The organism is Streptomyces sp. NPDC050842 (assembly GCF_044456565.1).
In the GTDB taxonomy this organism is placed as follows: Bacteria; Actinomycetota; Actinomycetes; order Streptomycetales; family Streptomycetaceae; genus Streptomyces.
Map to the genome: position 1 here is coordinate 200,337 of NZ_JBITGA010000006.1, position 23,404 is coordinate 223,740.

A 23,404-nucleotide genomic window follows, 5' to 3' on the forward strand; every position below is an offset into this window, starting at 1 on the left:
CAACTCCGCGGTACCTCGCGCCGTGCGGCGCACCTCGATACTGCCCGTTCAGTCGTCGATCCATGCCTCGGATACGGATCGTTGTGACGACGCGTCCTGAGAATTGCGCGCTGCGTGCGGTTCGTCAAGGCCCCCCGGTCTGCGGGGCGCACGGCGAAGATCACCATACTCCGCCTCCGGCGGCCTCAGGGGCCCCCGCCACGCCCTTCCCGGGGAACGCCGAAAGGCGACCACCCACAAGGGTGATCGCCTTTCGGTGCTCCCGCGTTACACGGGGGCAGGAGTCAGCTACAGCGACTCGAAACGGTCTTACTTGACCGTGACGGAGGCGCCGGCGGCCTTGAGGGACTCGGCGGCCTTCTCGGCAACGTCCTTCGCGACCTTCTCGAGGACGGCCTTCGGGGTGCCGTCGACGAGGTCCTTGGCCTCCTTGAGGCCCAGGGAGGTGAGCTCACGCACGACCTTGATGACCTGGATCTTCTTGTCGCCGGCACCCTCGAGGATGACGTCGAACTCGTCCTGCTCCTCGACAGCCTCGGCACCGGCGGCCGGGGCGCCCGGGCCGGCAACGGCGACGGCCGCGGCGGCGGTGACGTCGAACTTGTCCTCGAAGGCCTTAACGAACTCGGAGAGCTCGATGAGGGTCATCTCCTCGAACTGGGCGAGGAGGTCGTCCTGAGAGAGCTTCGCCATGATGGGCGATCCTTCCACTAATTCGGCAGGTGCCGGATGTATGAAGAGGCGGGCGTAACGGCCCGCTGCGATCCGCGCGCTAGGCGGCGCGGATCAATGCGCGAGCCGAATTACTCGGCACCGCCCTGCTCGGCGAGCTTGACGCGAAGCGCCTCCGCGGTGCGGACGAACTTCGACGGCAGCGCCTGGAAGAGCGAGGCAGCCTGAGACTGCTTGCCCTTGAACGCGCCGGCCAGCTTGCTGAGCAGAACCTCGCGGGACTCGAGGTCCGCAAGCTTCTTGATCTCATCGGCGGTCAGCGCCTTACCGTCAAGGACACCGCCCTTGATGATGAGGTTCGGGTTCTCCTTGGCGAAGTCACGAAGACCCTTCGCCGACTCCACCGGGTCACCGGTGATGAAGGCGGCGCCCGTCGGACCGGTGAACTGGTCGTCGAGCGAGGTGATCCCGGCCTCGTTGGCCGCAATCTTGGTCAGCGTGTTCTTCACCACGGCGTACTGGGCGTTCTCACCGAGCGAACGACGCAGCGTCTTGAGCTGCGCGACGGTGAGACCCCGGTACTCGGTCAGCACGACGGCGTTCGAGCTCTGGAACTTGTCCTTGAGCTCGGCTACCGCGGCAGCCTTGTCGGGCCTTGCCATGAGCGTCGGCCTCCTTCCGGGTGATGGGACCGCGCGGAAGGGGCTGAACAAAACAAAACGCCCCGGCGCAGGCGCACGGGGCTTGGCTCGACCGCATCACGAAGATCCGGGAACTCATCCACAGTCACCTGCGCGGGTCGTTCGCATCTCAGCGAATCCTTCGGCCACCGAACCCGAGTGGGAGCGGCAACGACCAGCGGTCTTTGGCTTCTGTGGAAGCGTACGTGACGGGGGGCGGTTCGGGCAAATCAGCCCTGCTTGAGGCCCTCGCCGAGCTCCTTCAGCATCTGGAAGAGGTCCAGGGTGTCCTGGGCCGGCGGGGCCTGGACGGCGGCCTGGGTGCCGTAGTCGCTGTAGTCGGCCCGCATCTGCATCGAGCCCTCGGCCATGGTCATGCCGATGTCCATACGCGCGGGGTAGCCGTCCCCGTTGACCCAGACCTCTGTGTCGTACCCCTTCATGCCCATCTTCTTCACGTTGGCGAGGAGCTTGTCGTAGTCCTCCTTGGGGAGCAGCTTCGAGGAGTCGCCGGCCTTGAGCATCTGCTCGACCGTGAGCGTCCCCTTGTAGTGCTGCGTCTCCATGCCGTTGATCTTCTCGGCGCCGACGTGCTTGAGGTTCGGCGAGTCGAGGAGCAGGGCGAGCTGCTGGGCCGGGTCCTGGTTCATGCTCTCCAGGCCGCCGGTCATCTGCTTCTGGAGGGCCTTGTCGCCGGAGGCCTCCGCGGCGGCCGTCAGGTCCAGCTTCATCCAGCGCTTGCCGTCCATCTCGGCGGCCTGCTTCGCACCCATGTCCATGTACATGACGTTGTCGAGCATGATCATGCGGACCTGCTCGGGGGCGTCGCCGCCGGCGCCGGCGCCGGCCGCGCTCAGCATGGAGCCCTTCATGGTGATGTCCATGACCGCGGGGTCCCAGCCCTGGACGCCGGTCAGCTCGGCGGTGCCCGAGTCCGCGCCGGCGCCGGTCATGCTCATCGTCATCTTGACCTTGGCGGCCTTGGCGGCCGACGTCTTCTCGTACGCGGCCTGGATGACCTTCGTGACGTCCCCGCGGCTCTGCACCTCGGCGCCCGCCTTGGCGTCCCCGCCGTCCTGACATCCCGCGACACCCACGGCGACGGCCGTGGCCGTCAGGGCGACGCCCGCGCGCTTCCATGCGGACATGTTCATGAGCGTTCCCCACCCCTTGGTAAGCCTTTACTGTTCCTTGAACCGTAACAAAGAACAGGCCCTCGCCTCTCCGGGGAGAGGCGAGGGCCTGTCGACCACTCAGTGAACCGGTGAGGTTCAGACCGCGGCCGGGTCCTCCTCGACGAGGAGGTTACGGGTGCGGTTGGAGTCCAGCGGGATGCCGGGGCCCATCGTCGTCGTCAGGGTCGCCTTCTTGATGTAGCGGCCCTTGGCGGCGGACGGCTTCAGACGAAGGATCTCGTCCAGGGCCGCGGCGTAGTTCTCGACCAGCTTCGTCTCGTCGAAGGAGACCTTGCCGATGATGAAGTGCAGGTTCGAGTGCTTGTCGACGCGGAACTCGATCTTGCCGCCCTTGATGTCGTTGACAGCCTTCGCGACATCGGGGGTGACGGTGCCGACCTTGGGGTTCGGCATGAGACCACGCGGGCCGAGGACGCGGCCGAGGCGGCCGACCTTGCCCATGAGGTCCGGGGTGGCCACAACGGCGTCGAACTCGTTCAGGCGGTTGCCCTTGGAGATCTCGTCGATGAGCTCGTCGGAACCGACGATGTCGGCGCCGGCGGCAATCGCGGCCTCGGCACGGTCACCGGTCGCGAAGACCAGGACCCGGGCGGTCTTGCCGGTGCCGTGCGGGAGGTTCACGGTGCCGCGGACCATCTGGTCGGCCTTGCGCGGGTCGACGCCCAGGCGGAAGGCGACCTCGACGGTGCCGTCGAACTTGGTGGCGGCGGTGTCCTTCGCCAGACGGACGGCCTCGAGGGGGGCGTAGTTCCGCTCCCGGTCGATCTTGGCGTCCGCGGCGCGGAGAGCCTTGCTGCGCTTCACTTCTTCTCCTGTTGGTTCAGGTATGGAGTCGTGGTGCGGGCCGGCGCGGGCCCTACCACTAGGTCACAAGGGGTTGATCAGCCCTCGACGGTGATGCCCATGGAACGGGCGGTACCGGCGATGATCTTGGACGCGGCGTCCAGGTCATTGGCGTTCAGGTCGGGCAGCTTGACCGTGGCGATCTCGCGGACCTGAGCGGCCGTGAGCTTCGCGACCTTGGTCTTGTGCGGCTCGCCGGAGCCCTTGTCCACACCAGCGGCCTTGAGGATCAGCTTCGCGGCCGGCGGAGTCTTGGTGATGAAGGTGAAGGTGCGGTCCTCGTAGACCGTGATCTCCACCGGCACGACCATGCCACGCTGCGACTCGGTCGCGGCGTTGTAGGCCTTGCAGAACTCCATGATGTTGACGCCGTGCTGACCGAGCGCGGGGCCGACCGGCGGGGCCGGGTTCGCCGCACCGGCGTTGATCTGGAGCTTGATAAGCCCCGTGACCTTCTTCTTCTTGGGAGGCATTGCTCTCTCCGGGTCCTAGTGAGAGTGTTCAGCCCGCCTTCCGGTCATCCGGATGCAGGCATACCGCACAACGATAACGGGTATAGACGCGCGGCTAAAAACCGAGCAGGTCAGAGCGGCTGTTGAGAGCCACTCTGACCTGGTCGGAAGACGGTGAGATCAGTTCTTCTGGATCTGGTCGAAGCTCAGCTCGACCGGGGTCTCGCGACCGAAGATCTCGACGAGGCCCTTGACCTTCTTCGAGTCCGGGTTGATCTCGTTGATCGTGGCCTGGAGGGTCGCGAAGGGACCGTCCGTGACCGTGACCGAGTCGCCGACCTCGAAGTCCAGAACCTGGACCTCCAGCTTGCGGGCGGGAGCGGGCTTGCCCTCGGCCTCTGCGGCCTCGCGGGCGGCCTTCTCCTCGGCCTCCGGGGCGAGCATCTTGACGATCTCGTCCAGGGTCAGCGGGTACGGGTCGTAGGCGTTGCCCACGAAGCCGGTGACGCCGGGGGTGTTGCGGACGACGCCCCAGGACTCGTTCGTCAGGTCCATGCGGACGAGAACGTAGCCGGGAAGCTTGTTCTGCTTGACGTTCTTCCGCTCGCCGCCCTTGATCTGGACGATCTCTTCCTCGGGGACCTCGGCCTGGTAGATGAAGTCCTCGACGTTGAGCGAGACGGCACGCTGCTCGAGGTTGGCCTTCACGCGCTTCTCGTAGCCGGCGTAGGTGTGGATGACGTACCACTCGCCGGGGAGGGTACGGAGCTCCTCGCGGAGCGCGGCGACCGGGTCGACCGGGGCGGCCGGCTCGGCCTCCTCCTCGGTCTCGTCCTCGGCGGCCTCGACCTCGACGGACTCCTCGTCGTCGGACTCTTCGTCCTCGGAGTCCTCGTCGTCCTCCGACTCCTCGTCGGAGTCCTCGGTCTCGTCGGCTTCCGCCTCGTCCTCGTCCTCGACGTGGAGAGCGGCGTCCTCGGCGGCGTCGCCGGCAGCGTCGTCAGCAGCGTCGGCCTGGTCCTCGTCGGCGGCCTCGACGATGTCCAGCTCGTCCTCGACGGACTCGGACTCGAAGGCGTCGTTCAGGTTCGCGTCAGACACGGTGGCTGCTTCTTCCTGCGATACAGATGGGGTGGAACAAAAAGTCAGCCGAAGACGTACTTGACTGCTTCCTGGAAGCCATAGTCAATCACGGTGACAAGGCCGATCATGATGACGACGAAGATAATCACCACAGTGGTGTACGACGTCAGCTGGCTGCGAGTGGGCCAGACGACCTTGCGGAGTTCCGCCACGATCTGGCGGTAGAAGAGCGCGAGACGACCCAGAGGGCCCTTCTTGCCGCGCTTGCCGCCCTTGCGGGCCTTCTTCTTGGACTCAGAGGCCTCGTCGTCGGCATCAGGCATGTCGATGGAGCCTACGGCGTCCGTCACGATCTCTCACCTGATTCCGGGTCGGCCGTGCCGCGCCCGGGATGGAGCCGCACGGCGGTGCAATGAAGTACGTACATGCGCACAACACCTGGCGGTGTGTGTAGCAGGGCCGGAGGGACTTGAACCCCCAACCGCCGGTTTTGGAGACCGGTGCTCTACCAATTGAGCTACGACCCTTTGTTGGTGTCCCTCAACCTACCGCATCGTGAGATGTGGTCGGTGCGGGCCAACGAGCAGTGAGCATACGTGGTGATGGGGGTCCGCGTCGAACAGAAACCACGCCGACCTGCCCTCGGACGGGCGTACGACCGGGAATGACCGTTCCTGTCCGGTCCGTGAAACCTGTGTGCCGGGCCCTGACCCGGTCTGGGACGATGGGCCGTATGAGCGCTGCTACCCCTCCCACCGAGCGTCGGGTCTCCGCCCGCATCGGTGCGATCTCCGAGTCCGCCACCCTCGCCGTCGACGCCAAGGCCAAGGCCCTCAAGGCCGCCGGACGCCCGGTGATCGGCTTCGGCGCCGGTGAGCCCGACTTCCCGACCCCCGACTACATCGTCGAGGCGGCCGTCGAGGCTTGCAGGAACCCGAAGTTCCACCGCTACACGCCGGCCGGCGGTCTGCCCGAGCTGAAGGCCGCGATCGCCGCCAAGACGCTGCGCGACTCGGGCTACGAGGTCGACGCCTCCCAGGTCCTCGTGACCAACGGCGGCAAGCAGGCGATCTACGAGGCCTTCGCCGCGATCCTCGACCCGGGCGACGAGGTCATCGTCCCGGCTCCTTACTGGACGACGTACCCCGAGTCGATCCGTCTCGCGGGCGGCGTCCCGGTGGAGGTCGTGGCCGACGAGACCACCGGCTACCGGGTCTCGGTGGAGCAGCTGGAGGCCGCGCGCACGGAGAGGACCAAGGTCGTCCTCTTCGTCTCGCCGTCCAACCCGACCGGCGCGGTGTACTCCGAGGCCGAGACCGAGGCGATCGGCCGCTGGGCCGTCGAGCACGGTCTGTGGGTCCTGACGGACGAGATCTACGAGCACCTGGTCTACGGCGGCGCCTCGGCGGTTTCCCTGCCGGCCGTCATGCCGGAGCTGCGCGACAAGTGCATCGTCGTCAACGGTGTCGCCAAGACATACGCGATGACGGGCTGGCGCGTGGGCTGGATCATCGGTCCGAAGGACGTCGTGAAGGCCGCGACGAACCTCCAGTCGCACGCCACGTCGAACGTGAGCAACGTGGCGCAGGTGGCCGCGCTGGCCGCCGTGTCCGGCAACCTGGACGCCGTCGAGGAGATGGGTCGCGCCTTCGACCGGCGCCGCCAGACGATCGTGCGGATGCTCAACGAGATCGAGGGCGTCTACTGCCCGACCCCGGAGGGCGCGTTCTACGTGTACCCCTCGGTGAAGGGTCTGCTCGGCAAGGAGATCCGCGGCAAGCGCCCCGAGACCTCGGTCGAGCTCGCGGCCCTGATCCTCGACGAGGCCGAGGTCGCGGTCGTCCCCGGCGAGGCCTTCGGCACGCCCGGCTACCTGCGCCTGTCGTACGCGCTCGGCGACGAGGACCTGGTCGAGGGCGTGTCCCGGATGCAGAAGCTGCTGGCCGAGGCCACCGCCTGATCAGCCGGCAACGTCACTAGGTGGGCCCCCGCTCTTCGGAGCGGGGGCCCGTTTTTGCGTTCTAGCAAGGTCCCGATCGGGGAAACGGGGTGCCGTCGTCCATTCGGGTGCGGCAGTATCGGCCAATGGAGCACGTTTCACGCGACATCACCCTGCTGCCCAAGGCCCATCTGCACCTGCACTTCACCGGTTCGATGCGGCCCACGACGCTCATCGAGCTGGCCGACAAGTACGGCGTCCATCTTCCCGAGGCGCTGAGCAGCGGTACGCCCCCGAAGCTACGGGCGACCGACGAGCGCGGCTGGTTCCGCTTCCAGCGCCTGTACGACATCGCGCGCTCCTGCCTGCGCGAGCCCGACGACATCCGGCGGCTCGTCCGCGAGGCCGCCGAGGAGGACGTCAGGGACGGCTCCGGGTGGCTGGAGATCCAGGTCGACCCCACCTCGTACGCCCCGCTGCTCGGCGGGCTCATCGCGGCCATGGAGATCATCCTGGACGCGGTCGACACGGCCTCCCGGGAGACCGGGCTCGGGATGCGGGTGCTCGTCGCCGCGAACCGGATGAAGCACCCCCTGGAGGCGCGGACGCTCGCCCGGCTCGCCGTGCGGTACGCGGACCGGGGCGTGGTCGGCTTCGGGCTCTCCAACGACGAGCGGCGGGGCCTGGCGCGCGACTTCGACCGGGCGTTCTCGATCGCCCGCGACGGCGGTCTGCTCGCGGCCCCGCACGGCGGGGAGCTGACGGGCCCCGCCTCCGTACGGGACTGCCTGGACGATCTGCGGGCCTCTCGCGTCGGCCACGGGGTCCGGGCGGCGGAGGACGCCCGCCTGCTGCGGAAGCTCGCGGAGCGCGGGGTGACCTGCGAGGTCTGCCCCGCGTCGAACGTGGCACTCGGCGTGTACGAGAGGCACGAGGACGTGCCGCTGCGGACGCTCTTCGAGGCGGGCGTCCCCATGGCGCTGGGCGCCGACGACCCGCTGCTCTTCGGTTCGCGGCTCGCGGCGCAGTACGAGATCGCCCGCCGGTACCACGGGTTCACGGACGCGGAGCTGGCGGAGCTGGCCCGTCAGTCGGTGCGGGGCTCGGCTGCCCCGGAGGGCGTACGGGCGAAGCTCCTCGCGGGGATCGACGACTGGATCGCCGACTGATCCCTCGGGTCCGTCAGCCGATCCCGCGCATCAGCGTGCGTGCGAGCGAGCGGGCGAAGTCGTCGAGCGGTCCGGGGCCGTCCTCGGTCATCTCGTACGCGAACGCCCGCTGGACGCAGGCGCCGAGGAGGAGCGCGGCGGCCGCCCCCGGGTCGGCGTCGGCGGCGACGCGGCCGAGGCGCTGCTCGGTGCGGAGGTAGGCGGTGAGCCCTTCGACGGGCTTGTGGGGGCCGGCGCCGAGCCGGCGCATGCCCTCCTCGTGGCGGGCCTTGAGCTGTGGCTCGGCGTAGAGCGAGGCGGCCATCGGGAAGCTCTCCTCGTAGAAGAGGGCGGCCTGCCGGGCGATCTCGGTGAGGTTCTCCTCGACGGTGCGGCTGCCGGGGTCGGCGGCGAGGGCGCCGAGCAGCCCGCCGAGCCGGGGCAGCCGTTCGTCGAGGACGGTCAGGAAGAGCTCTTCCTTGCTCGCGAAGTACTTGTAGAGCGCCGCCTCCGAGCAGCCGGCCGCCTTGGCGATCTCCTTGGTCGTGGTGCGGGCGAGCCCCGCCGTCCGCATGAGGTCGCGCGCGGCGTCGACGATCCGTACGCGGGTCGGCCTCTGTTCCATGCATCCTCCAGCCACGCTTGACGCGTGAGTGAGTATCCACCCACCCTGAGGGTGAGTGAACACTTACCCACCCCGGGAGGGTGCGACATGAAGCTCACTGTCTTCGGCGCGACCGGCGGCATCGGACGGGAGATCGTCCGCCAGGCGCTGGCGTCGGGCCACGAGGTGACGGCGGTGGTGCGGGACCCGGCGCGGCTGGCGGTGACCGGGGAGCGGCTCGTGGTCCACCGGGCCGACCTCGCCGCCCCGGAGACCCTGCGCGCGGCCGTCACCGGCCGGGACGCCGTGCTGTCGGGCCTCGGCGCCCGCGGTCGCGCGGACGCGGCGACGGGCGTGGCGGCCCGGCTGACCCGCTCGGTGCTCACGGCGATGGAGGCGGAGCGGGTCCGGCGGCTCCTGGTGGTCAGCGCGGCGCCCGTGGGCCCCGCGGCGGAGGGCGACGGGGTGCTCGACAAGGCCGTCCTCGCGGTGATCAGCAGCGTCCTGAAGGACGTCTACGCCGATCTGCGGGTGATGGAGTCCGCGCTGGCGGCGAGCGCGACCGACTGGACCTCGGTCCGCCCGCCGAAGCTGACCGACAAGCCGCTCACCGGCCGCTACCGCACGGTCGTCGGCGGCAATCCGCCCCGGGGCCGCACGCTGGCCCGCGCGGACGTGGCCCACGCGATGCTGGCGATGATCGACGCCCCGGCGACGGTCAAGCAGGGCGTGGGCGTCGCGTACTAGAGGCTAGAGCTCGACGCCGACGGTCACGGGCTCGTTGACGAGGGTGATCCCGAAGGCGTCCCGGACCCCGGCGACGACCTCGCGGGCGAGGGCGAGGAGGTCCTCGGTGGTCGCCTCGCCGCGGTTGGTGAGGGCAAGCGTGTGCTTGGTGGAGATCCGGGCGGGCCCGGTTCCGTACCCCTTGGTGAACCCGGCCCGGTCGATCAGCCAGGCCGCGGACGTCTTCACGGCGCCGTTCTCGCCCGCGGGGAAGGCCGGCGGGGCGACGTCGGGGCCGAGCCGCCCGGTCACGCGCGTGAGGAAGTTCTCGTACTCCCCCGCCGTGAGGATCGGGTTGGTGAAGAAGGAGCCCGCGGACCAGGTGTCGTGGTCCTCCGGGTCCAGGACCATGCCCTTGCCGGCGCGCAGCCGCAGCACGGTCTCGCGGGCCTGGCCGAGCGGCACCCGGTCGCCGGCCTCGACGCCGAGGGCGCGGGCGGTCTCCGGGTACTTGATCGGCGCCGACATCCCGTCGGCGTCCTCCAGGTCGAAGCGGACGCGCAGCACCACGTACCGCTCGGGCTCGTCCTTGAAGAGGCTGTGGCGGTACGAGAAGGCGCACTCGGCGTTGGTGAGGGTGACGGTCTCCTCGGCGCGCCGGTCGTAGGCGACGACCTCGGTGACGGTCGCGGAGACGTCCTGCCCGTACGCGCCGACGTTCTGGATCGGGGTCGCGCCGGCCGATCCGGGGATGCCGGCCAGGCACTCGATCCCGGCGAGCCCGGCCTCGACGGTCCGCGCCACGGCGTCCGTCCAGACCTCGCCGGCGGCGAGCTCCAGGCGCGTGCCGTCCAGGGCGAAGCCGGTGGTGGCGATGCGCAGCGCCGTGCCGTCGAAGCCCTTGTCCCCGATGACCAGGTTCGAGCCGCCGCCGATGATCAGCAGCGGGGTGCCCGCGGCGTCGGCCTCGCGGACGGCCGCGACCACCTCGTCGTCGGTGGTGGCGGTGACGAGCCGGGTGGCGGGTCCGCCGAGCCGGAAGGTGGTCAGGGGCGCGAGGGGGGCGTCGTGGAGTGGCTGCACGGGCTCAAGGGTACGGGCCCGCCGCTTCCGCGACGGGCCCGTGACGCTCGTAGCCGTCAGGCGAGCTCGACCACGGCCCGCGACATGCCGAGGACCTTCTGCCCGGCGCTCATCGCGGTGATGTCGACCCGCACCTTCCGGTCGTCCAGCTTCGCGGCGACCTTGGCGCTGACCTCGACGAGGGCGCCCTGGTCGTCGTTGGGGACGATGACCGGCTTGGTGAAGCGGACGCCGTACTCGACGACGGCGGCGGGGTCGCCGGCCCAGTCGGTGACGACGCGGACGGCCTCGGCCATGGTGAACATGCCGTGGGCGATGACGTCCGGGAGGCCGACCTCCACGGCGAACTTCTCGTTCCAGTGGATGGGGTTGAAGTCCCCGGAGGCGCCCGCGTACCGCACGAGTGTGGCGCGCGTCACGGGGAAGCTCTGCGCGGGCAGCTCGGTGCCGACCTCGACGTCGTCGTAGGCGATCTTGGCGGTCATGGTCAGGCCCCCTCGGGTGCGCGGGAGACGAGCTTCGTCCAGGCGGTCACGACGTGCTCGCCGGAGGCGTCGTGGACCTCGCCGCGGATGTCCAGGATGTCGTTGCCCGCGAGGGACTTGATCGCCTCGATGGTGGAGGTGACCGAGAGCCGGTCCCCGGCGCGTACGGGCCGGGTGTAGGCGAACTTCTGGTCGCCGTGGACCACGCGGCTGTAGTCGAGGCCGAGCTGCGGGTCCTCGATGACGGCGCCGGCCGCCTTGAACGTGATGGCGAACACGAAGGTGGGCGGGGCGATCACATCGGAGTGCCCGAGCGCCTTGGCCGCCTCGGTGTCGGTGTACGCGGCATTGGCGTCACCGATCGCCTCGGCGAACTCGCGGATCTTCTCGCGGCCGACCTCGTAGGCCGCTGTGGGCGGATAGGTCCGGCCCACGAAGGACTGGTCGAGCGCCATGGGCTCGATACCTCCTGGATTCATTGCCGGTGTTGCCGATGTCGCCGGTGTCACCGATCGTGCGGACAAACGACACGAGGCCGCCCCCTAGTGGGGACGGCCTCGTGTACGAGCCTGATTAGCGCGTCTCGCGGTGCGCAGTGTGCGAGTTGCAGCGGGGGCAGTGCTTCTTCATCTCAAGACGGTCCGGGTTGTTACGCCGGTTCTTCTTGGTGATGTAGTTCCGCTCCTTGCACTCCACGCAGGCCAGCGTGATCTTCGGGCGGACGTCGGTGGCAGCCACGTGAGTGCTCCTTGGACGGATGGGACGGATGAACGCATAAAAGAGTAGCCGATCGAAGGACCGACCCCAGAATCGGCTACCGTGTGTAGCGGTGACCGGACTTGAACCGGTGACACAGCGATTATGAGCCGCTTGCTCTACCATCTGAGCTACACCGCTTTGATGATCTGGATCCCGCCCTAAGGCGGGGTCCTTCTCACCAGAGCCCCAATACGGAATCGAACCGTAGACCTTCTCCTTACCATGGAGACGCTCTACCGACTGAGCTATTGGGGCGAGCGAGGAAGACATTACACGGTCTCCCGCCCATCACCCAAATCGGTTTCCGCGTGCCCGCGCGACGCCCCTCACCCGGCCCCCGCGACGGCTCTCACCAGGCGTCACGTACGCCACTCGTGGACTCATCGGTACGACTATTGCGCTCCTCCTCGAAGGCGGGACCGAGCCCCCCTAGGCTCTGCCCCACCTTGCGCGATCTTGATCTTGAGGAGCCTTGAGGAGCCCGATGTCAGCCGACAGCAAGCAGCCCCAGCCGCCCGAGGACGGGGCCGCCACCACCGCCGACTCGACCTCGCTCCTGCTCTCCCACGCACGCCTCACCGACGGCCGGACCGTGGACGTCCGGCTCGTCGGCGGGCGGATCGAGGCCGTGGGCACGGCCGGCAGCCTCAGCGCCGTCGGCGGTTCCCGCGTCGACCTCGCCGGCTATCTGCTGCTGCCCGCCGCCGCCGAACCCCACGCCCACGCCGACACCGCGCTCTCCGCCGACACCCCGGGGCCCGTCTCGTACGCCCCGGAGGAGGTCCAGCGCAGGGCCACCGAGGCCGCCCTGCTCCAGCTGGGCCACGGCGCGACCGCGCTCCGCGCGCACGTACGCATCGGCGACGTCCAGGGGCTCGGCCCGCTCGAAGCCGTGCTCCAGGCGCGGCGCTCGCTGCGCGGCCTCGCCGACCTGACGACCGTCGCCGTCCCCCGGCTCCTCACCGGGGTCGCGGGCGCGGACGGGCTCGCGATGCTGCGGGACGCGGTGAAGATGGGCGCCGGCGTGGCCGGCGGCTGCCCGGACCTCGACCCGGACCCGGCCGGATACGTGGAGGCCGTCCTGGAGGTCGCGGCCGAGCACGGCTGCCCGGTCGACCTGCACACCGACGGGGACGACCCGGCCCGCCTCGCCCGGCTCGCGGCGATGGCCGGGGGGCTGAGGCCCGGGGTGACGATCGGGCCGTGCGCCGGGCTCGGCCGGCTCCCCGCCGACGTGGCCCGGCGGGCGGCGGACCAACTGGCGGCGGCCGGGGTGACGGTGGTGTGCCTGCCGCAGGGCGGCTGCGGGAGTACGGAGCTGCGCGGCGCGGCCCCGGTCCGGCTGCTGCGGGCGGCCGAGGTGCGGGTCGCCGCGGGCAGCGGGGCGTTGCGGGACATGTCCAACCCGGTGGGGCGCGGGGATCCGCTGGAGGCGGCGTACCTGCTCGCCTCGCTCGGCGGGCTGCCGCCCCAGGAGGCGTACGCGGCGGTGAGCGCGGGGGCGCGGGCGGCGATGGGGCTGCCGGAGGTGCGGGTGGAGGCGGGCTTCCCGGCGGAGCTGCTCGCGGTGCGCGGCGAGCGGCTCGCGGGCGTGCTGTCCCTCGCGTACAGCCGGATCGTGGTGCACCGGGGGCGGGTGGTGGCCCGGACGAGCGCGGTGCGGGAGTACTGCGACTCGGCGGCCGCCCTGGACCTGCCGAGGCAGCTGCGGCCGGAGCGGCCGCAACCGCCCGAGCCGGGGAGCCCTCCGGCCGGTCCCGACGTACGGTCGTGAGTATGCGCATCGTCATCGCTGGAGGACACGGACAGATCGCCCTGCGCCTGGAGAGGCTGCTGTCGGCGGGCGGACACGAGGTCGCGGGGATCATCCGCCGGCCGGAGCAGGGCGACGACCTACGGGACGCGGGCGCCGAGCCGGTGATCCTGGACCTGGAGACGGCGTCGGTGGAGATGGTCGCGGCGGTGCTCCAGGGCGCCGACGCGGCGGTCTTCGCGGCGGGCGCGGGCCCGGGGAGCTCGGTGGAGCGCAAGGACACGGTGGACCGCGCGGCGGCGGTGCTCTTCGCGGACGCGGCGGAGCGGGCGGGCGTGCGGCGCTACGTCGTCGTCTCCTCGATGGGTGCGGACGCGGCCCACCCGGGCGACGACGTCTTCGACGCCTACCTCCGCGCGAAGGGCGCCGCCGACGACACGGTCCGCGCCCGCACGGCCCTGGACTGGACGATCCTGCGCCCGGGCTCGCTGACGAACGACGCGGGCAAGGGCCTGGTCCGCCTGGAGGTCCACACGGGCCCGGGCATGGTCCCGCGCGACGACGTGGCGGCGGTCCTCGCGGAACTCCTCGACACGCCGGCGACGGCGGGCCTGACGCTGGAGCTGATCAGCGGCTCGACGCCGCTCTCGGTCGCCGTGAAGGACGTGGCCGGAAACTGACCCGCCGCCGCCCTACGGCCCGGAAACGAGTGAAGGTCCCCGGTGCGAACACCGGGGACCTTCTTCACGTGGCGACGCCAGGATTCGAACCTGGGTAGGCTAAGCCGACGGATTTACAGTCCGCTCCCATTGGCCACTCGGGCACATCGCCATGAGATCGCTGCCGTGGAGCCGCTTTCGCGGTGTTCCGTGGCAACGACGTAAACAATACCTGATCCCCGGGGGTGGTCCGCCACCGGATTGATCAGCGGTTCGAGTCGCGGCGAACCCCCTAGGCTTTGGGCTGTACCCGACAGCAACCGAGCAAGGAGCCACGAGTCATGGCCGACTCCAGTTTCGACATCGTGTCCAAGGTCGAGCGGCAGGAGGTCGACAACGCCCTCAACCAGGCCGTCAAGGAGATCTCCCAGCGTTACGACTTCAAGGGGACCAACGCCTCCATCTCCTGGTCGGGCGAGAAGATCCTGATGCAGGCGAACGGCGAGGAGCGCGTGATGGCGATCCTCGACATCTTCCAGACCAAGCTGATCAAGCGAGGCATCTCGCTGAAGTCGCTGGACGTCGAGGGTGAGCCGCAGCTGTCCGGCAAGGAGTACAAGCTCTTCGCGTCGATCACCGAGGGCATCTCGCAGGAGAACGCCAAGAAGGTCGCGAAGGCCATCCGGGACGAGGGCCCCAAGGGCGTCAAGGCGCAGGTCCAGGGCGACGAGCTGCGCGTCAGCTCCAAGAGCCGGGACGACCTGCAGGCCGTCCAGGCGCTGCTCAAGGGCAAGGACTTCGACTTCGCCCTCCAGTACGTGAACTACCGCTGACCCGTCGAGGCTCGTGTCCGAATTCCGCCAGACCGAGCGTCGGCGGGCCCCGCACACTGGATCGTGGAAGACCCGTGCGGGGAGAGGAACCAGTCATGACCGTGTACGCGTACGTCGACGGCCCCCTGGGCGAGATGCTGCTGGTCGGGCAGCTCGCCGAAGGGGGCCGTGCCGTGCTGCGCTCGCTGTCCCTGCCGGGGCAGAAGGGCGGCGTCGAGGTCGAGGACCGGTGGACGTGCGCGCCCGAGGCGTTCGAGGACGTCGCCCGGCAGCTCGGCGAGTACTTCGCCGGGCGGCGGGAACGGTTCGACGTCCCGTACGACCAGAGCGGCGGTACGGAGTTCCAGCGGCGCGTCTGGCGGGCCCTGGAGGAGATCCCGTACGGGACGACCGTCTCCTACGGGGACGTCGCCCGGCTCGTCGGCTCGTCCGGGGCCGCGGTGCGGGCCGTGGGCACCGCGATCGGGCGCAATCCGCTGCTCGTGGTGCGGCCCTGCCACCGGGTGATCGGGGCCGACGGGAGCCTGCGCGGGTACGCCGCCGGGTTGGAGCGGAAAGAGCGGCTGCTGGGAGTCGAGGGCGCCCTGGAGGGCCCTGCGTGAGCGAGGGGCTCTTTCCTCGCGAGCGGGCCGTCGTCGCGCCCGGGGCCGTGCACGTGCCCGGGTGGCTGTCGCCCGCGCGGCAGCGGGAGTTGGTGGACGCCTGCCGGGAGTGGGGGCGCGGGCCGGTGTCGTACCGGCGGACCGTGCTGCCGGGCGGGGGCGTCATGTCCGTGCGGTCGCTGTGTCTGGGCCGGCAGTGGGAGCCGTACCGCTATCTCGACTCGGTCGGCGTCGAACTGCCCGACTGGCTGGCCGCCCTGGGGCGGGAGGCGGTCGTCGAGGCGTACGGGGAGGACGGGGAGTTCGGGGGGTTCGCTCCGGACACCGCGCTCGTGAACTTCTACGGGGCCGGCGCGAAGATGGGCATGCACCAGGACAAGGAAGAGCGGTCCGGGGCTCCGGTGGTGTCGTTGAGCCTCGGGGACCGGTGCGTCTTCCGGTTCGGCAACGCGGAGAACCGCGGCCGGCCCTACCGTGACGTCGACTTGGCCTCCGGTGACCTCTTCGTCTTCGGCGGGGCCTCGCGGTGGGTCCATCACGGGGTGCCCACCGTCCACCCGGGGACGGCCGATCCCGCGCTCGGTCTGGTCGGGCGGCTCAACATCACGCTGCGGGAGACCGGTTGGTGACCGCCCCCTAGGCTGATGTCCGTGGCAGAGGAACTGCGCCGGTCACTCGGCGTCTTCGACGCGGTCGTGATCGGGCTCGGCTCGATGATCGGGGCCGGGATCTTCGTGGCGCTCGGGCCGGCGGCCGGTGCCGCCGGGTCCGGGGCCGGGCTTCTCTGCGCGCTCGGGCTCGCCGCCGTCGTCGCGTACGCCAACGCCATGGCCTCGGCCCGGCTCGCCGCCCTCTACCCGGCCTCCGGCGGTACGTATGTGTACGGTCGCGAACGTCTCGGGTCGTTCTGGGGGTACCTGGCCGGCTGGGCTTTCGTGGTCGGCAAGACGGCCTCGTGCGCGGCGATGGCGCTGACCGTCGGGGCGTACCTGTGGCCCGCGCACGCGCACGCGGTGGCGGTCGCCGCCGTGGTGGCCCTGACGGCCGTCGATTATCGGGGAGTTCAGAAGTCGGCGCTGCTCACGCGGGTCGTCGTGGCGGTGGTTCTCGCCGTCCTCGCCTGTGTGGTCGTGGTGTCCTTCGGAGCCGGCGAGGCGGCGCGGCCGACGCTCGGCGGAGAGGTCGTCGCGGGCGCGGTCTTCCAGGCCGCGGGTTTGCTCTTCTTCGCGTTCGCGGGGTACGCGCGCATCGCCACGCTCGGCGAGGAGGTCCGCGATCCGGCCCGCACGATCCCCCGGGCGGTGCCGGTGGCCCTCGGCATCGCGCTCGCCGTCTACGCGGCGGTCGCGGTGAGCGTGCTCACCGTCCTGGGGCCCGCCGCCCTGGCCGGCTCCCCCGCGCCGCTCGCCGACGCGGCCCGCGCGGCGGACGCCGAGTGGCTGGTGCCGCTCGTCACGGCGGGCGCGGTGGTCGCCGCGCTCGGCTCGCTCCTCTCGCTGATCCTCGGGGTGTCCCGGACGACGCTGGCGATGGCGCGGGACGGATACCTGCCGGGCGGGCTCGCCGCCGTGCATCCCCGTTTCGGGGTGCCGCACCGGGCCGAGCTCGCCGTGGGCGCGGTGGTGGCCGTGGTGGCGGCGACGGTGGACGTGCGGGGCGCGATCGGCTTCTCGTCCTTCGGCGTGCTCGTCTACTACGGCATCGCGAACGCCTCCGCCTGGACGCTGGGGGGCCGGAACCGGCCACTCGCCGCGCTCGGGCTCGTCGGCTGCGGGGTGCTCGCCTTCGCGTTGCCGCTCGGCTCCGTCCTCGCGGGGTCCGGGGTCCTCGCGGTGGGGGTCGTGGCGTGGGCGGTCAGTCGAGGACGAGCCGCACCCCCGCGTCCGTGAGGCCGCCGACGAGCTCCTGGAAGGTCGCGGGGCGGTGTCCGCCGTAGGGCAGGACGCCCAGGCAGGCCCGGGCCACGTCGGCGTGGTGCCAGACGACGGTGGCGCCGGCCAGGTCCTCGGCCGTCGCCCCGAAGTTTCCCGCGCCCAAGCAGCGGCCGGGGCCGAGCACGGCCTCCCCCAGCGCGCACCGGAACGAGTCCTCGTCGACGATGTCGGTGCCGTCCAGGTGGTACGTGGCGCCGGGGACGAGCTCCGGGGCGCCGTACGAGCCGTGGGCCGCGGCCCGGTCCAGCCACTCGCCGCGCGCCGCGCCGGTGAACCGCCGCCAGGTGCCGGGCTCGGTGGGCCTCGCGTGCCAGAACAGGTCCCATATCTCGCCGGTCGCGAGCGGCACCAGGCACGTACGGGGGAAGGACACGGTGAGGTCGACGAGACCGCGGTGGCGGGCGGAGGTGTCCCAGCCGGTGATGCGGCCCGCCTCGCCCTCGTGGTGCTCGTTCCCGATCCGGGTGAGGCCCTGGTAGTGCACCTCGCGGAACTCCTCCGCGCCCGCGGCGAGGGCGTCGCGGAGTTCGCCGCGGGGGGAGCAGCCGAGGAAGGTGACGTCGGTGTGGGTCTGCTCCTCGGGTGCGGCGCGCGTGACCGGGATCAGGTTGCCGCACGGGACCGGGTCGGCGGTGTGGTGGGCGGGGCGCGGCTCGCCGGTCGCCTCCACCGTGACGACGTCGCCGCGCATGCCGAGGATCCGGGTGTCCGCGAGGGCCCATCGGGTGCCGTGGAGGTCCACGACGAGCGTGCCGAACGGCGCGGTGCCTTCGACGACCGCCTGGGTGACGGCCCGGTACAGCTCGCCGCGCGGTTCGCAGCCGCGGAGCTCGTAGCGGACGCGGGCGGGTCGGGCGGGTTCGGCGAAGAGGCCCGTCACGTCCTGGCAGAGGGCCAGGACGTGAGGGCCGGGGTCAGCGGGGGCGGGCACCAGCGCGTAGCGGGGGAACTGCATCAGTGGGCCGCGTACGCCTGGTCCGTGGGGACGATCTCCTTGCCGAGGGGGAGCAGCGAGACGGGGAGCAGCTTGAAGTTCGCGATGCCGAGCGGGATGCCGATGATCGTGATGCAGAGGGCGATGCCGGTGACGATGTGCCCGAGAGCGAGCCACCAGCCGGCGAGGATCAGCCACAGCACGTTGCCGACGCAGGAGGCCGCGCCCGCGTCGCGGCGGTCGACGACCGTGTACCCGAAGGGCCACAGGGCGTAGATGCCGATGCGGAACGCGGCGAGGCCGAAGGGGATGCCGATGATCGTGATGCAGAGCAGGACGCCCGCGAGCATGTAGCCCAGGAACATCCAGAATCCGCAGAGGATGAGCCAGATGATGTTGAGGACGGTCTTCACGGGCGGTGACCTGCCATCTGTTCGAGCCGGGCGATGCGCTCGGCCATCGGCGGATGGGTGGAGAACATCTTGGACATGCCCTTGCCGGGGCGGAACGGGTTGGCGATCATCATGTGGCTCGCGGTCTCGATCCGGGGCTCGGGCGGCAGCGGCAGCTGCTTGGTGCCCGCTTCCAGCTTGCGCAGGGCGCTGGCCAGGGCGAGCGGGTCGCCGGTGAGCTGGGCGCCGGAGGCGTCCGCCTCGTACTCGCGGGAGCGGGAGATGGAGAGCTGGATGACCGAGGCGGCGATCGGGCCGAGGATCATGACCAGCAGCATGCCGAGGAGTCCTGGGCCGTCGTCGTCGTTGGAGCGGCCGACGGGGATCAGCCAGGCGAAGTTGACCAGGAACATGATCACGGAGGCGAGGGCTCCGGCGACCGAGGAGATGAGGATGTCCCGGTTGTAGACGTGGCTCAGCTCGTGGCCGATGACGCCGCGCAGTTCGCGCTCGTCGAGGATCGCGAGGATGCCCTCGGTGCAGCAGACGGCGGCGTTGCGCGGGTTGCGGCCGGTCGCGAAGGCGTTGGGTGCCTGGGTCGGTGAGATGTAGAGCCGCGGCATCGGCTGGCGGGCCTGCGTGGAGAGCTCACGCACCATCCTGTACAGCGCGGGGGCCTCGAACTCGCTGACGGGGCGGGCGCGCATGGCCCGCAGCGCCAGCTTGTCGCTGTTCCAGTACGCGTACGCGTTGGTGCCGAGCGCCACGAAGAGCGCGACGATCAGCCCCGTCCGTCCGAAGAAGCTGCCGATGACGATGATGAGGGCGGAGAGCCCTCCGAGGAGGACGGCGGTCCTCAGCCCGTTGTGCCGGCGGTGCACGGTACGCCCTCCAAGTGGTGCGGCAGGGGAACCCTTTGCTTCGTGGTGGTCCACTCGTCCAGTGGACCCTCCCGTACTGGTCAACGCCAGGCGGGAGGCTCGGGTTCCCCCGGCCGTACCGGGGCGGCCGGACCGGCTTGGGGGCCGTTCGGGTGATGGCGCCCCCTAGCGGGCGGCCGGGACCGCGACCTTCTCCGGCTCCAGGAAGACGGCGATGGGCTCGATCTCGCTGGTGCAGTGGGCGCAGCGGGAGGCGATCGCCGGGATCTCGGTGAAGCAGCGGGGGCAGTCGCGCTTCTCCGACTTGGGGTCGGCGGCCTCCGCCTTGGCGAACCGGTCCTGGACCTTCGCCAGCGGGGCGACGATCAGGAAGTAGAGGACCGCGGCGGTGATGACGAAGGCGATGGCGGCGGAGATGGCGAGGCCGTAGGGGAAGACGGTCTTGCCGACGCTGAACTTCGCCTCGCTGAAGTCGCCGACCGAGCCGGTGGCGAGGCCGATGAGCGGGGTGATGAAGGCCTTGCTGAAGCCCGTGACGACGGCGGTGAACGCGGTTCCGACGGCCAGACCGATGGCCATCGAGATGACGTTCCCGCGAAGAATGAAGTCCTTGAATCCGTTCAGCACGGGGTGTTGCTCCTCGGTGTTTCTTTGTGGGGCGTCAGAAAAGGCTGTCCGCGGCGAAGCGAAGGGCGAACTGCGGGTAGCCCGACAGCACGACTCCGGCGGCGGCGGTCAGCGCGATCGCCACGGTGACCGGCGCGGAGGCCTTGTGGGGGACGGGGGCCCCCACCGGCGCGCGGAAGAGCAGTGCCGTCCAGCGCAGGTAGTAGTACAGCGCGATCACGACATTGAGACCCATCACCACGGCCAGCCAGCCGAGACCCGCGTCGACGGCCGACGAGAAGACGGTCACCTTGGCGAAGAGGCCGATGATACCCGGGGGCAAACCGGCCAGATTCAGGAGGAAGAACCCGAGCAGGAGGGCGGTGACGGGGCTGGCCGCGTACAGGCCCCGGTAGTCCGCGATCCGGTTCCCGGGGTGCGTACGGGCGACGAGGGCGACGACCGCGAAGGCACCGAGGTTCACGACGGCGTACATCAGGGCGTACGCGACGGTGGAGCCGATCTGGTCGTCGTCGGCGTACGCGGCGGCGGCGATCGGCACCAGGAGGTAGCCGGCCTGGGCGACGGAGGACCAGGCGAGCAGCCGGACCGCGCTCCACGCGCGCGTGGAGACCTGCCGGAGGGCGGCGACGTTGCCGGCGGTCATGGTGAGCGCGGCGAGGACGGCGAGCGCGGGGCCCCAGACGTCCGCGTACGACGGGAAGGCGACGACCGTCACCAGGATGAGCCCGGTGAAGCCGACGGCCTTGCCGACCACCGAGAGGTAGGCGGCGACGGGCAGCGGGGCGCCGACGTAGGTGTCGGGGACCCAGAAGTGGAAGGGGACGGCGGCCGTCTTGAAGGCGAAGCCGACGAGGGTGAGGGCCACGCCCGCCTCGGCGAGCGTCTCCAGCTGCCCGGGGACGGAGTCGAGGCGCTGGGCGATCTCCGTGAGGTGGAGGGTGCCGGTCGCCGCGTACACGAAGCTGACGCCGAGGAGGGTGACGGCGGTCGCGGTGACGGAGGAGAGGAAGAACTTGAGGGCGGCCTCGCCGGACTTTCGGTCGCCGCGCTTGAGGCCGACGAGTGCGAAGGCGGGCAGCGAGGCCACTTCGAGGGCGACGACGAGGGTCGCGAGGTCGCGGGAGGCGGGCAGCAGGGCCGCGCCGGCGGCGGAGGACAGCAGCAGGAACCAGAACTCGCCGGCCGGGAGCTTCTCGCGGGTCGCGTCCAGGGAGAGGAGCGCGGTGAGGAGCGCGCCGCCGAGGACGAGCAGCTGGATGACGAGGGTGAACTGGTCGGCGGTGTAGCTGCACGCGGCCGCGTGCCCCTGGGCCTGGGCCTCGGCGGTGAGGCAGAAGGTGGAGCGGTCGCCGGCCCGCAGGGGGACGAGGAGGACGAGGGCGGCGGTGAGGCCGCCGATCGCGGTCCAGCCGAGGAGCCGCTTGTGCTCCGGGGGGACGAAGAGGTCGGCGACGAGGACGACGAGGGCGACCACGGCCGTGAGGGTGGGGGGCGCGATCGTCAGCCAGTCGACGGACTGGACGAGCGACTCGTCGGCGAGCGTCGTCACTGGGGTCATCGGGTGCCTCCGGCGAGGAGCTGCTGGACGGCCGGGTCGGTGAGGCCGAGGAGGACGGCGGGCCAGAGTCCGGCGAGGACGGTGAGGGCGACGAGCGGGGTCCAGGCGGCGAACTCGTACCCCTGGACGTCGGCGATCGCCGTCTCCCCCGCGGGCCGCGGGCCGCCCATGCAGACGCGGCGGACGACGAGGAGGAGGTAGGCGGCGGTGAGGAGGGTGCCGAACGCGCCGATCGCCATGAAGGTGAGGAAGGCGGGGCGGCTGAGGCCCGGGGCCGGGTCGAAGGCGCCGAAGAGGGCCAGCATCTCGCCCCAGAAGCCGGCCAGGCCGGGGAGTCCGAGGGAGGCGACGGCGGCGAAGGCGAGGAGGGCGCCGAGGCGCGGGGCGCGGCCGTAGAGGGCGGCTCCGGTCGCGCCGGCGAGGGTGTCGAGGTCGGCGGTGCCGTACCGGTCCTTGAGGGCGCCGACCAGGAAGAAGAGGAGGCCGGTGACGAGGCCGTGGGCGATGTTGGCGAAGAGGGCGCCGTTGACCCCGGTGGGGGTCATGGTGGCGATACCGAGGAGGACGAAGCCCATGTGGCCGACGGAGCTGTACGCGATGAGCCGCTTGAGGTCGCCCTTGGCGCCGGTGCGCACGAGGGCGAGGCAGGCGAGGGATCCGTAGATGATCCCGGCGACGGCGAACGCGGCGAGGTAGGGCGCGAAGGTCCGCATGCCGTCGGGGGTGATCGGCAGGAGGATCCGGACGAAGCCGTACGTGCCCATCTTGAGCAGGACGCCGGCGAGGAGGACGGAGCCGACGGTCGGGGCGGCGGTGTGGGCGTCCGGGAGCCAGCTGTGCAGCGGCCACATCGGGGTCTTCACCGCCAGCCCGAGACCGATCGCGAGAACGGCGGTGACCTGCACGGACGTGGTCAGTCCACGGCCGTTGTCAGTGGCGAGTGCCAGCATGTCGAACGTGCCCGCCTGCAGCCCGATGAGGAGCAGGCCGAGCAGCATGACGACGGAGCCGAGCAGTGTGAAGAGGATGAACTTCCAGGCGGCGGCCTGCCTGCCCTCGCCGCCCCAGCGGGCGATGAGGAAGTACATCGGGATGAGGACCATCTCGAAGGCCAGGAAGAACAGGACGAGGTCGAGGACGGCGAAGGTGGCGAGGGTGCCGGACTCCAGGACGAGCAGCAGCGCGACGAAGGCCTTCGGGGACGGGCCCGACGGCATCTTGAAGTAGCTGTAGAGCGCGCAGAGGAAGGTCAGCAGCGCGGTCAGGACCAGGAGGGGGAGGGAAATGCCGTCGATGCCGAGGTGGATGCGCACGTCGAGCGCGGGGATCCACGTGATGTCCGTCGTGGCCTGCATCCTCGACGGCTGGTCGTGGTCGAAGCCGAGCGCGAGGACGATCGCGGCCAGCAGGATGACGCCGGTGACGGTGACGCCGTGGCGGAGCACGGCCTGGTCCGGGGACTTCCCCTTCAGCCCGGGCGGGGCCGGGAGGAGGGCGGCGGCCGCGCCGATGAGCGGGCCGACGACGGTGAACGCGAGAAGGAACTGCATCACGGATT

At 70.7% G+C, this 23,404-nt stretch carries 27 protein-coding genes and 4 tRNA genes; 9 read left to right on the forward strand and 22 right to left on the reverse strand.

Going from position 1 to position 23,404, the window contains the following annotated elements; genetic code table 11:
* Nucleotides 1-309 precede the first annotated feature (309 nt).
* From rplL to ACIBG6_RS21675, 8 genes are all read right to left on the reverse strand, one after another.
* On the reverse strand, nt 310-693 hold the full coding sequence (gene rplL / locus ACIBG6_RS21640; protein ID WP_399224180.1) for a 50S ribosomal protein L7/L12: 384 nt from the start codon (nt 691-693) through the stop codon (nt 310-312).
* A 110-nt stretch (nt 694-803) separates the two neighbouring features.
* Nucleotides 804-1,334, reverse strand: coding sequence for a 50S ribosomal protein L10 (gene rplJ, locus ACIBG6_RS21645; RefSeq protein WP_329621733.1), 531 nt, complete (start codon nt 1,332-1,334; stop codon nt 804-806).
* A gap of 248 nt (nt 1,335-1,582) precedes the next feature.
* Nucleotides 1,583-2,506 (reverse strand): hypothetical protein, encoded by a 924-nt coding sequence (locus ACIBG6_RS21650; RefSeq protein ID WP_399224181.1) that lies wholly within the window; start codon nt 2,504-2,506, stop codon nt 1,583-1,585.
* A gap of 117 nt (nt 2,507-2,623) precedes the next feature.
* Nucleotides 2,624-3,352, reverse strand: coding sequence for a 50S ribosomal protein L1 (gene rplA / locus ACIBG6_RS21655; RefSeq protein WP_024755370.1), 729 nt, complete (start codon nt 3,350-3,352; stop codon nt 2,624-2,626).
* A 77-nt stretch (nt 3,353-3,429) separates the two neighbouring features.
* Nucleotides 3,430-3,864 carry a 50S ribosomal protein L11 gene (gene rplK / locus ACIBG6_RS21660; protein ID WP_015035536.1) on the reverse strand — a complete coding sequence of 145 codons (435 nt, stop codon included), beginning with the start codon at nt 3,862-3,864 and terminating at the stop codon, nt 3,430-3,432.
* 159 nt (nt 3,865-4,023) lie between these two features.
* Nucleotides 4,024-4,944, reverse strand: coding sequence for a transcription termination/antitermination protein NusG (nusG, locus tag ACIBG6_RS21665; RefSeq protein WP_399224182.1), 921 nt, complete (start codon nt 4,942-4,944; stop codon nt 4,024-4,026).
* A gap of 44 nt (nt 4,945-4,988) precedes the next feature.
* Nucleotides 4,989-5,276, reverse strand: coding sequence for a preprotein translocase subunit SecE (gene secE, locus ACIBG6_RS21670; protein ID WP_024755368.1), 288 nt, complete (start codon nt 5,274-5,276; stop codon nt 4,989-4,991).
* 104 nt (nt 5,277-5,380) lie between these two features.
* Nucleotides 5,381-5,453 (reverse strand) — tRNA-Trp (locus tag ACIBG6_RS21675).
* Between the two features lie 206 nt (nt 5,454-5,659).
* On the opposite strand from ACIBG6_RS21675, the gene ACIBG6_RS21680 reads away from it, so the two are divergent.
* Both ACIBG6_RS21680 and ACIBG6_RS21685 read left to right on the forward strand, forming a co-directional pair.
* Complete coding sequence (locus tag ACIBG6_RS21680; RefSeq protein WP_399224183.1) at nt 5,660-6,886, forward strand: pyridoxal phosphate-dependent aminotransferase; 1,227 nt, start codon at nt 5,660-5,662, stop codon at nt 6,884-6,886.
* A gap of 125 nt (nt 6,887-7,011) precedes the next feature.
* Nucleotides 7,012-8,034 (forward strand): adenosine deaminase, encoded by a 1,023-nt coding sequence (locus ACIBG6_RS21685; protein ID WP_399224184.1) that lies wholly within the window; start codon nt 7,012-7,014, stop codon nt 8,032-8,034.
* Between the two features lie 13 nt (nt 8,035-8,047).
* Here ACIBG6_RS21685 and ACIBG6_RS21690 read toward each other — a convergent pair whose 3' ends face one another.
* A complete protein-coding gene (locus ACIBG6_RS21690) occupies nt 8,048-8,638 on the reverse strand; it encodes a TetR/AcrR family transcriptional regulator (protein WP_399224185.1) in 591 nt (196 codons plus the stop codon).
* Nucleotides 8,639-8,725: 87 nt separating this feature from the next.
* Here ACIBG6_RS21690 and ACIBG6_RS21695 point away from each other — a divergent pair, with 87 nt between their 5' ends.
* A complete protein-coding gene (locus ACIBG6_RS21695; protein ID WP_399224186.1) occupies nt 8,726-9,364 on the forward strand; it encodes an NAD(P)-dependent oxidoreductase in 639 nt (212 codons plus the stop codon).
* A 3-nt stretch (nt 9,365-9,367) separates the two neighbouring features.
* On the opposite strand, the gene ACIBG6_RS21700 is transcribed toward ACIBG6_RS21695, so the two are convergent.
* The 6 genes from ACIBG6_RS21700 to ACIBG6_RS21725 all read right to left on the reverse strand — a co-directional run bounded on the left by ACIBG6_RS21700 (nt 9,368) and on the right by ACIBG6_RS21725 (nt 11,925).
* On the reverse strand, nt 9,368-10,486 hold the full coding sequence (locus ACIBG6_RS21700; protein ID WP_399224517.1) for a UDP-N-acetylmuramate dehydrogenase: 1,119 nt from the start codon (nt 10,484-10,486) through the stop codon (nt 9,368-9,370).
* Nucleotides 10,483-10,911 carry a MaoC family dehydratase gene (locus ACIBG6_RS21705; protein WP_329621740.1) on the reverse strand — a complete coding sequence of 143 codons (429 nt, stop codon included), beginning with the start codon at nt 10,909-10,911 and terminating at the stop codon, nt 10,483-10,485. The genes ACIBG6_RS21700 and ACIBG6_RS21705 overlap by 4 nt, the downstream gene beginning before the upstream one ends.
* Before the next feature lie 2 nt (nt 10,912-10,913).
* Nucleotides 10,914-11,366: a MaoC family dehydratase N-terminal domain-containing protein gene (locus tag ACIBG6_RS21710; RefSeq protein ID WP_329621741.1), complete on the reverse strand. Its 453-nt coding sequence runs from the start codon at nt 11,364-11,366 to the stop codon at nt 10,914-10,916.
* 118 nt (nt 11,367-11,484) lie between these two features.
* Nucleotides 11,485-11,649, reverse strand: coding sequence for a 50S ribosomal protein L33 (rpmG, locus tag ACIBG6_RS21715; protein WP_003956487.1), 165 nt, complete (start codon nt 11,647-11,649; stop codon nt 11,485-11,487).
* A gap of 86 nt (nt 11,650-11,735) precedes the next feature.
* A tRNA-Met gene (locus ACIBG6_RS21720) sits at nt 11,736-11,808 on the reverse strand.
* A 44-nt stretch (nt 11,809-11,852) separates the two neighbouring features.
* Nucleotides 11,853-11,925, reverse strand: a tRNA-Thr gene (locus ACIBG6_RS21725).
* 229 nt (nt 11,926-12,154) lie between these two features.
* On the opposite strand from ACIBG6_RS21725, the gene ACIBG6_RS21730 reads away from it, so the two are divergent.
* Both ACIBG6_RS21730 and ACIBG6_RS21735 read left to right on the forward strand, forming a co-directional pair.
* Nucleotides 12,155-13,444, forward strand: coding sequence for an amidohydrolase family protein (locus ACIBG6_RS21730; protein ID WP_399224187.1), 1,290 nt, complete (start codon nt 12,155-12,157; stop codon nt 13,442-13,444).
* Nucleotides 13,445-13,446: 2 nt separating this feature from the next.
* Nucleotides 13,447-14,103, forward strand: a complete 657-nt coding sequence (locus ACIBG6_RS21735) for an NAD(P)H-binding protein (RefSeq protein ID WP_399224188.1) — start codon at nt 13,447-13,449, stop codon at nt 14,101-14,103.
* A 69-nt stretch (nt 14,104-14,172) separates the two neighbouring features.
* Here the strand turns inward: ACIBG6_RS21735 and ACIBG6_RS21740 are convergent.
* Nucleotides 14,173-14,254: transfer RNA gene (locus ACIBG6_RS21740), tRNA-Tyr, on the reverse strand.
* Between the two features lie 169 nt (nt 14,255-14,423).
* Between ACIBG6_RS21740 and ACIBG6_RS21745 the strand changes: the two genes are divergently transcribed.
* From ACIBG6_RS21745 to ACIBG6_RS21760, 4 genes are all read left to right on the forward strand, one after another.
* Entirely contained in the window at nt 14,424-14,915 is a 492-nt protein-coding gene (locus ACIBG6_RS21745; RefSeq protein WP_141295791.1) for a YajQ family cyclic di-GMP-binding protein, read from the forward strand.
* A 95-nt stretch (nt 14,916-15,010) separates the two neighbouring features.
* Nucleotides 15,011-15,517 carry a methylated-DNA--[protein]-cysteine S-methyltransferase gene (locus ACIBG6_RS21750; protein WP_399224189.1) on the forward strand — a complete coding sequence of 169 codons (507 nt, stop codon included), beginning with the start codon at nt 15,011-15,013 and terminating at the stop codon, nt 15,515-15,517.
* Nucleotides 15,514-16,146 (forward strand): alpha-ketoglutarate-dependent dioxygenase AlkB family protein, encoded by a 633-nt coding sequence (locus tag ACIBG6_RS21755; protein ID WP_399224190.1) that lies wholly within the window; start codon nt 15,514-15,516, stop codon nt 16,144-16,146. The genes ACIBG6_RS21750 and ACIBG6_RS21755 overlap by 4 nt, the downstream gene beginning before the upstream one ends.
* Nucleotides 16,147-16,161: 15 nt before the next feature.
* Nucleotides 16,162-17,406, forward strand: coding sequence for an APC family permease (locus ACIBG6_RS21760; RefSeq protein ID WP_399224191.1), 1,245 nt, complete (start codon nt 16,162-16,164; stop codon nt 17,404-17,406).
* Here ACIBG6_RS21760 and ACIBG6_RS21765 read toward each other — a convergent pair.
* From ACIBG6_RS21765 to ACIBG6_RS21790, 6 genes are all read right to left on the reverse strand, one after another.
* The gene (locus ACIBG6_RS21765; protein ID WP_399224192.1) at nt 17,372-18,406 is read right to left on the reverse strand and encodes a hypothetical protein; all 1,035 of its coding nucleotides are present in this window, start codon (nt 18,404-18,406) and stop codon (nt 17,372-17,374) included. The genes ACIBG6_RS21760 and ACIBG6_RS21765 overlap by 35 nt on opposite strands.
* Nucleotides 18,406-18,798 (reverse strand): YccF domain-containing protein, encoded by a 393-nt coding sequence (locus ACIBG6_RS21770; protein WP_399224193.1) that lies wholly within the window; start codon nt 18,796-18,798, stop codon nt 18,406-18,408. The genes ACIBG6_RS21765 and ACIBG6_RS21770 overlap by 1 nt, the downstream gene beginning before the upstream one ends.
* Nucleotides 18,795-19,658, reverse strand: a complete 864-nt coding sequence (gene htpX / locus ACIBG6_RS21775; RefSeq protein ID WP_399224194.1) for a zinc metalloprotease HtpX — start codon at nt 19,656-19,658, stop codon at nt 18,795-18,797. The genes ACIBG6_RS21770 and htpX overlap by 4 nt, the downstream gene beginning before the upstream one ends.
* Nucleotides 19,659-19,823: 165 nt before the next feature.
* The gene (gene mscL, locus ACIBG6_RS21780) at nt 19,824-20,285 is read right to left on the reverse strand and encodes a large conductance mechanosensitive channel protein MscL (RefSeq protein WP_399224195.1); all 462 of its coding nucleotides are present in this window, start codon (nt 20,283-20,285) and stop codon (nt 19,824-19,826) included.
* A gap of 34 nt (nt 20,286-20,319) precedes the next feature.
* Nucleotides 20,320-21,846, reverse strand: a complete 1,527-nt coding sequence (locus ACIBG6_RS21785) for an NADH-quinone oxidoreductase subunit N (RefSeq protein WP_399224196.1) — start codon at nt 21,844-21,846, stop codon at nt 20,320-20,322.
* Entirely contained in the window at nt 21,843-23,396 is a 1,554-nt protein-coding gene (locus ACIBG6_RS21790) for a NuoM family protein (protein WP_399224518.1), read from the reverse strand. Before ACIBG6_RS21790 ends, ACIBG6_RS21785 begins: the two co-directional genes overlap by 4 nt.
* Between the last annotated feature and the right edge of the window lie 8 nt (nt 23,397-23,404).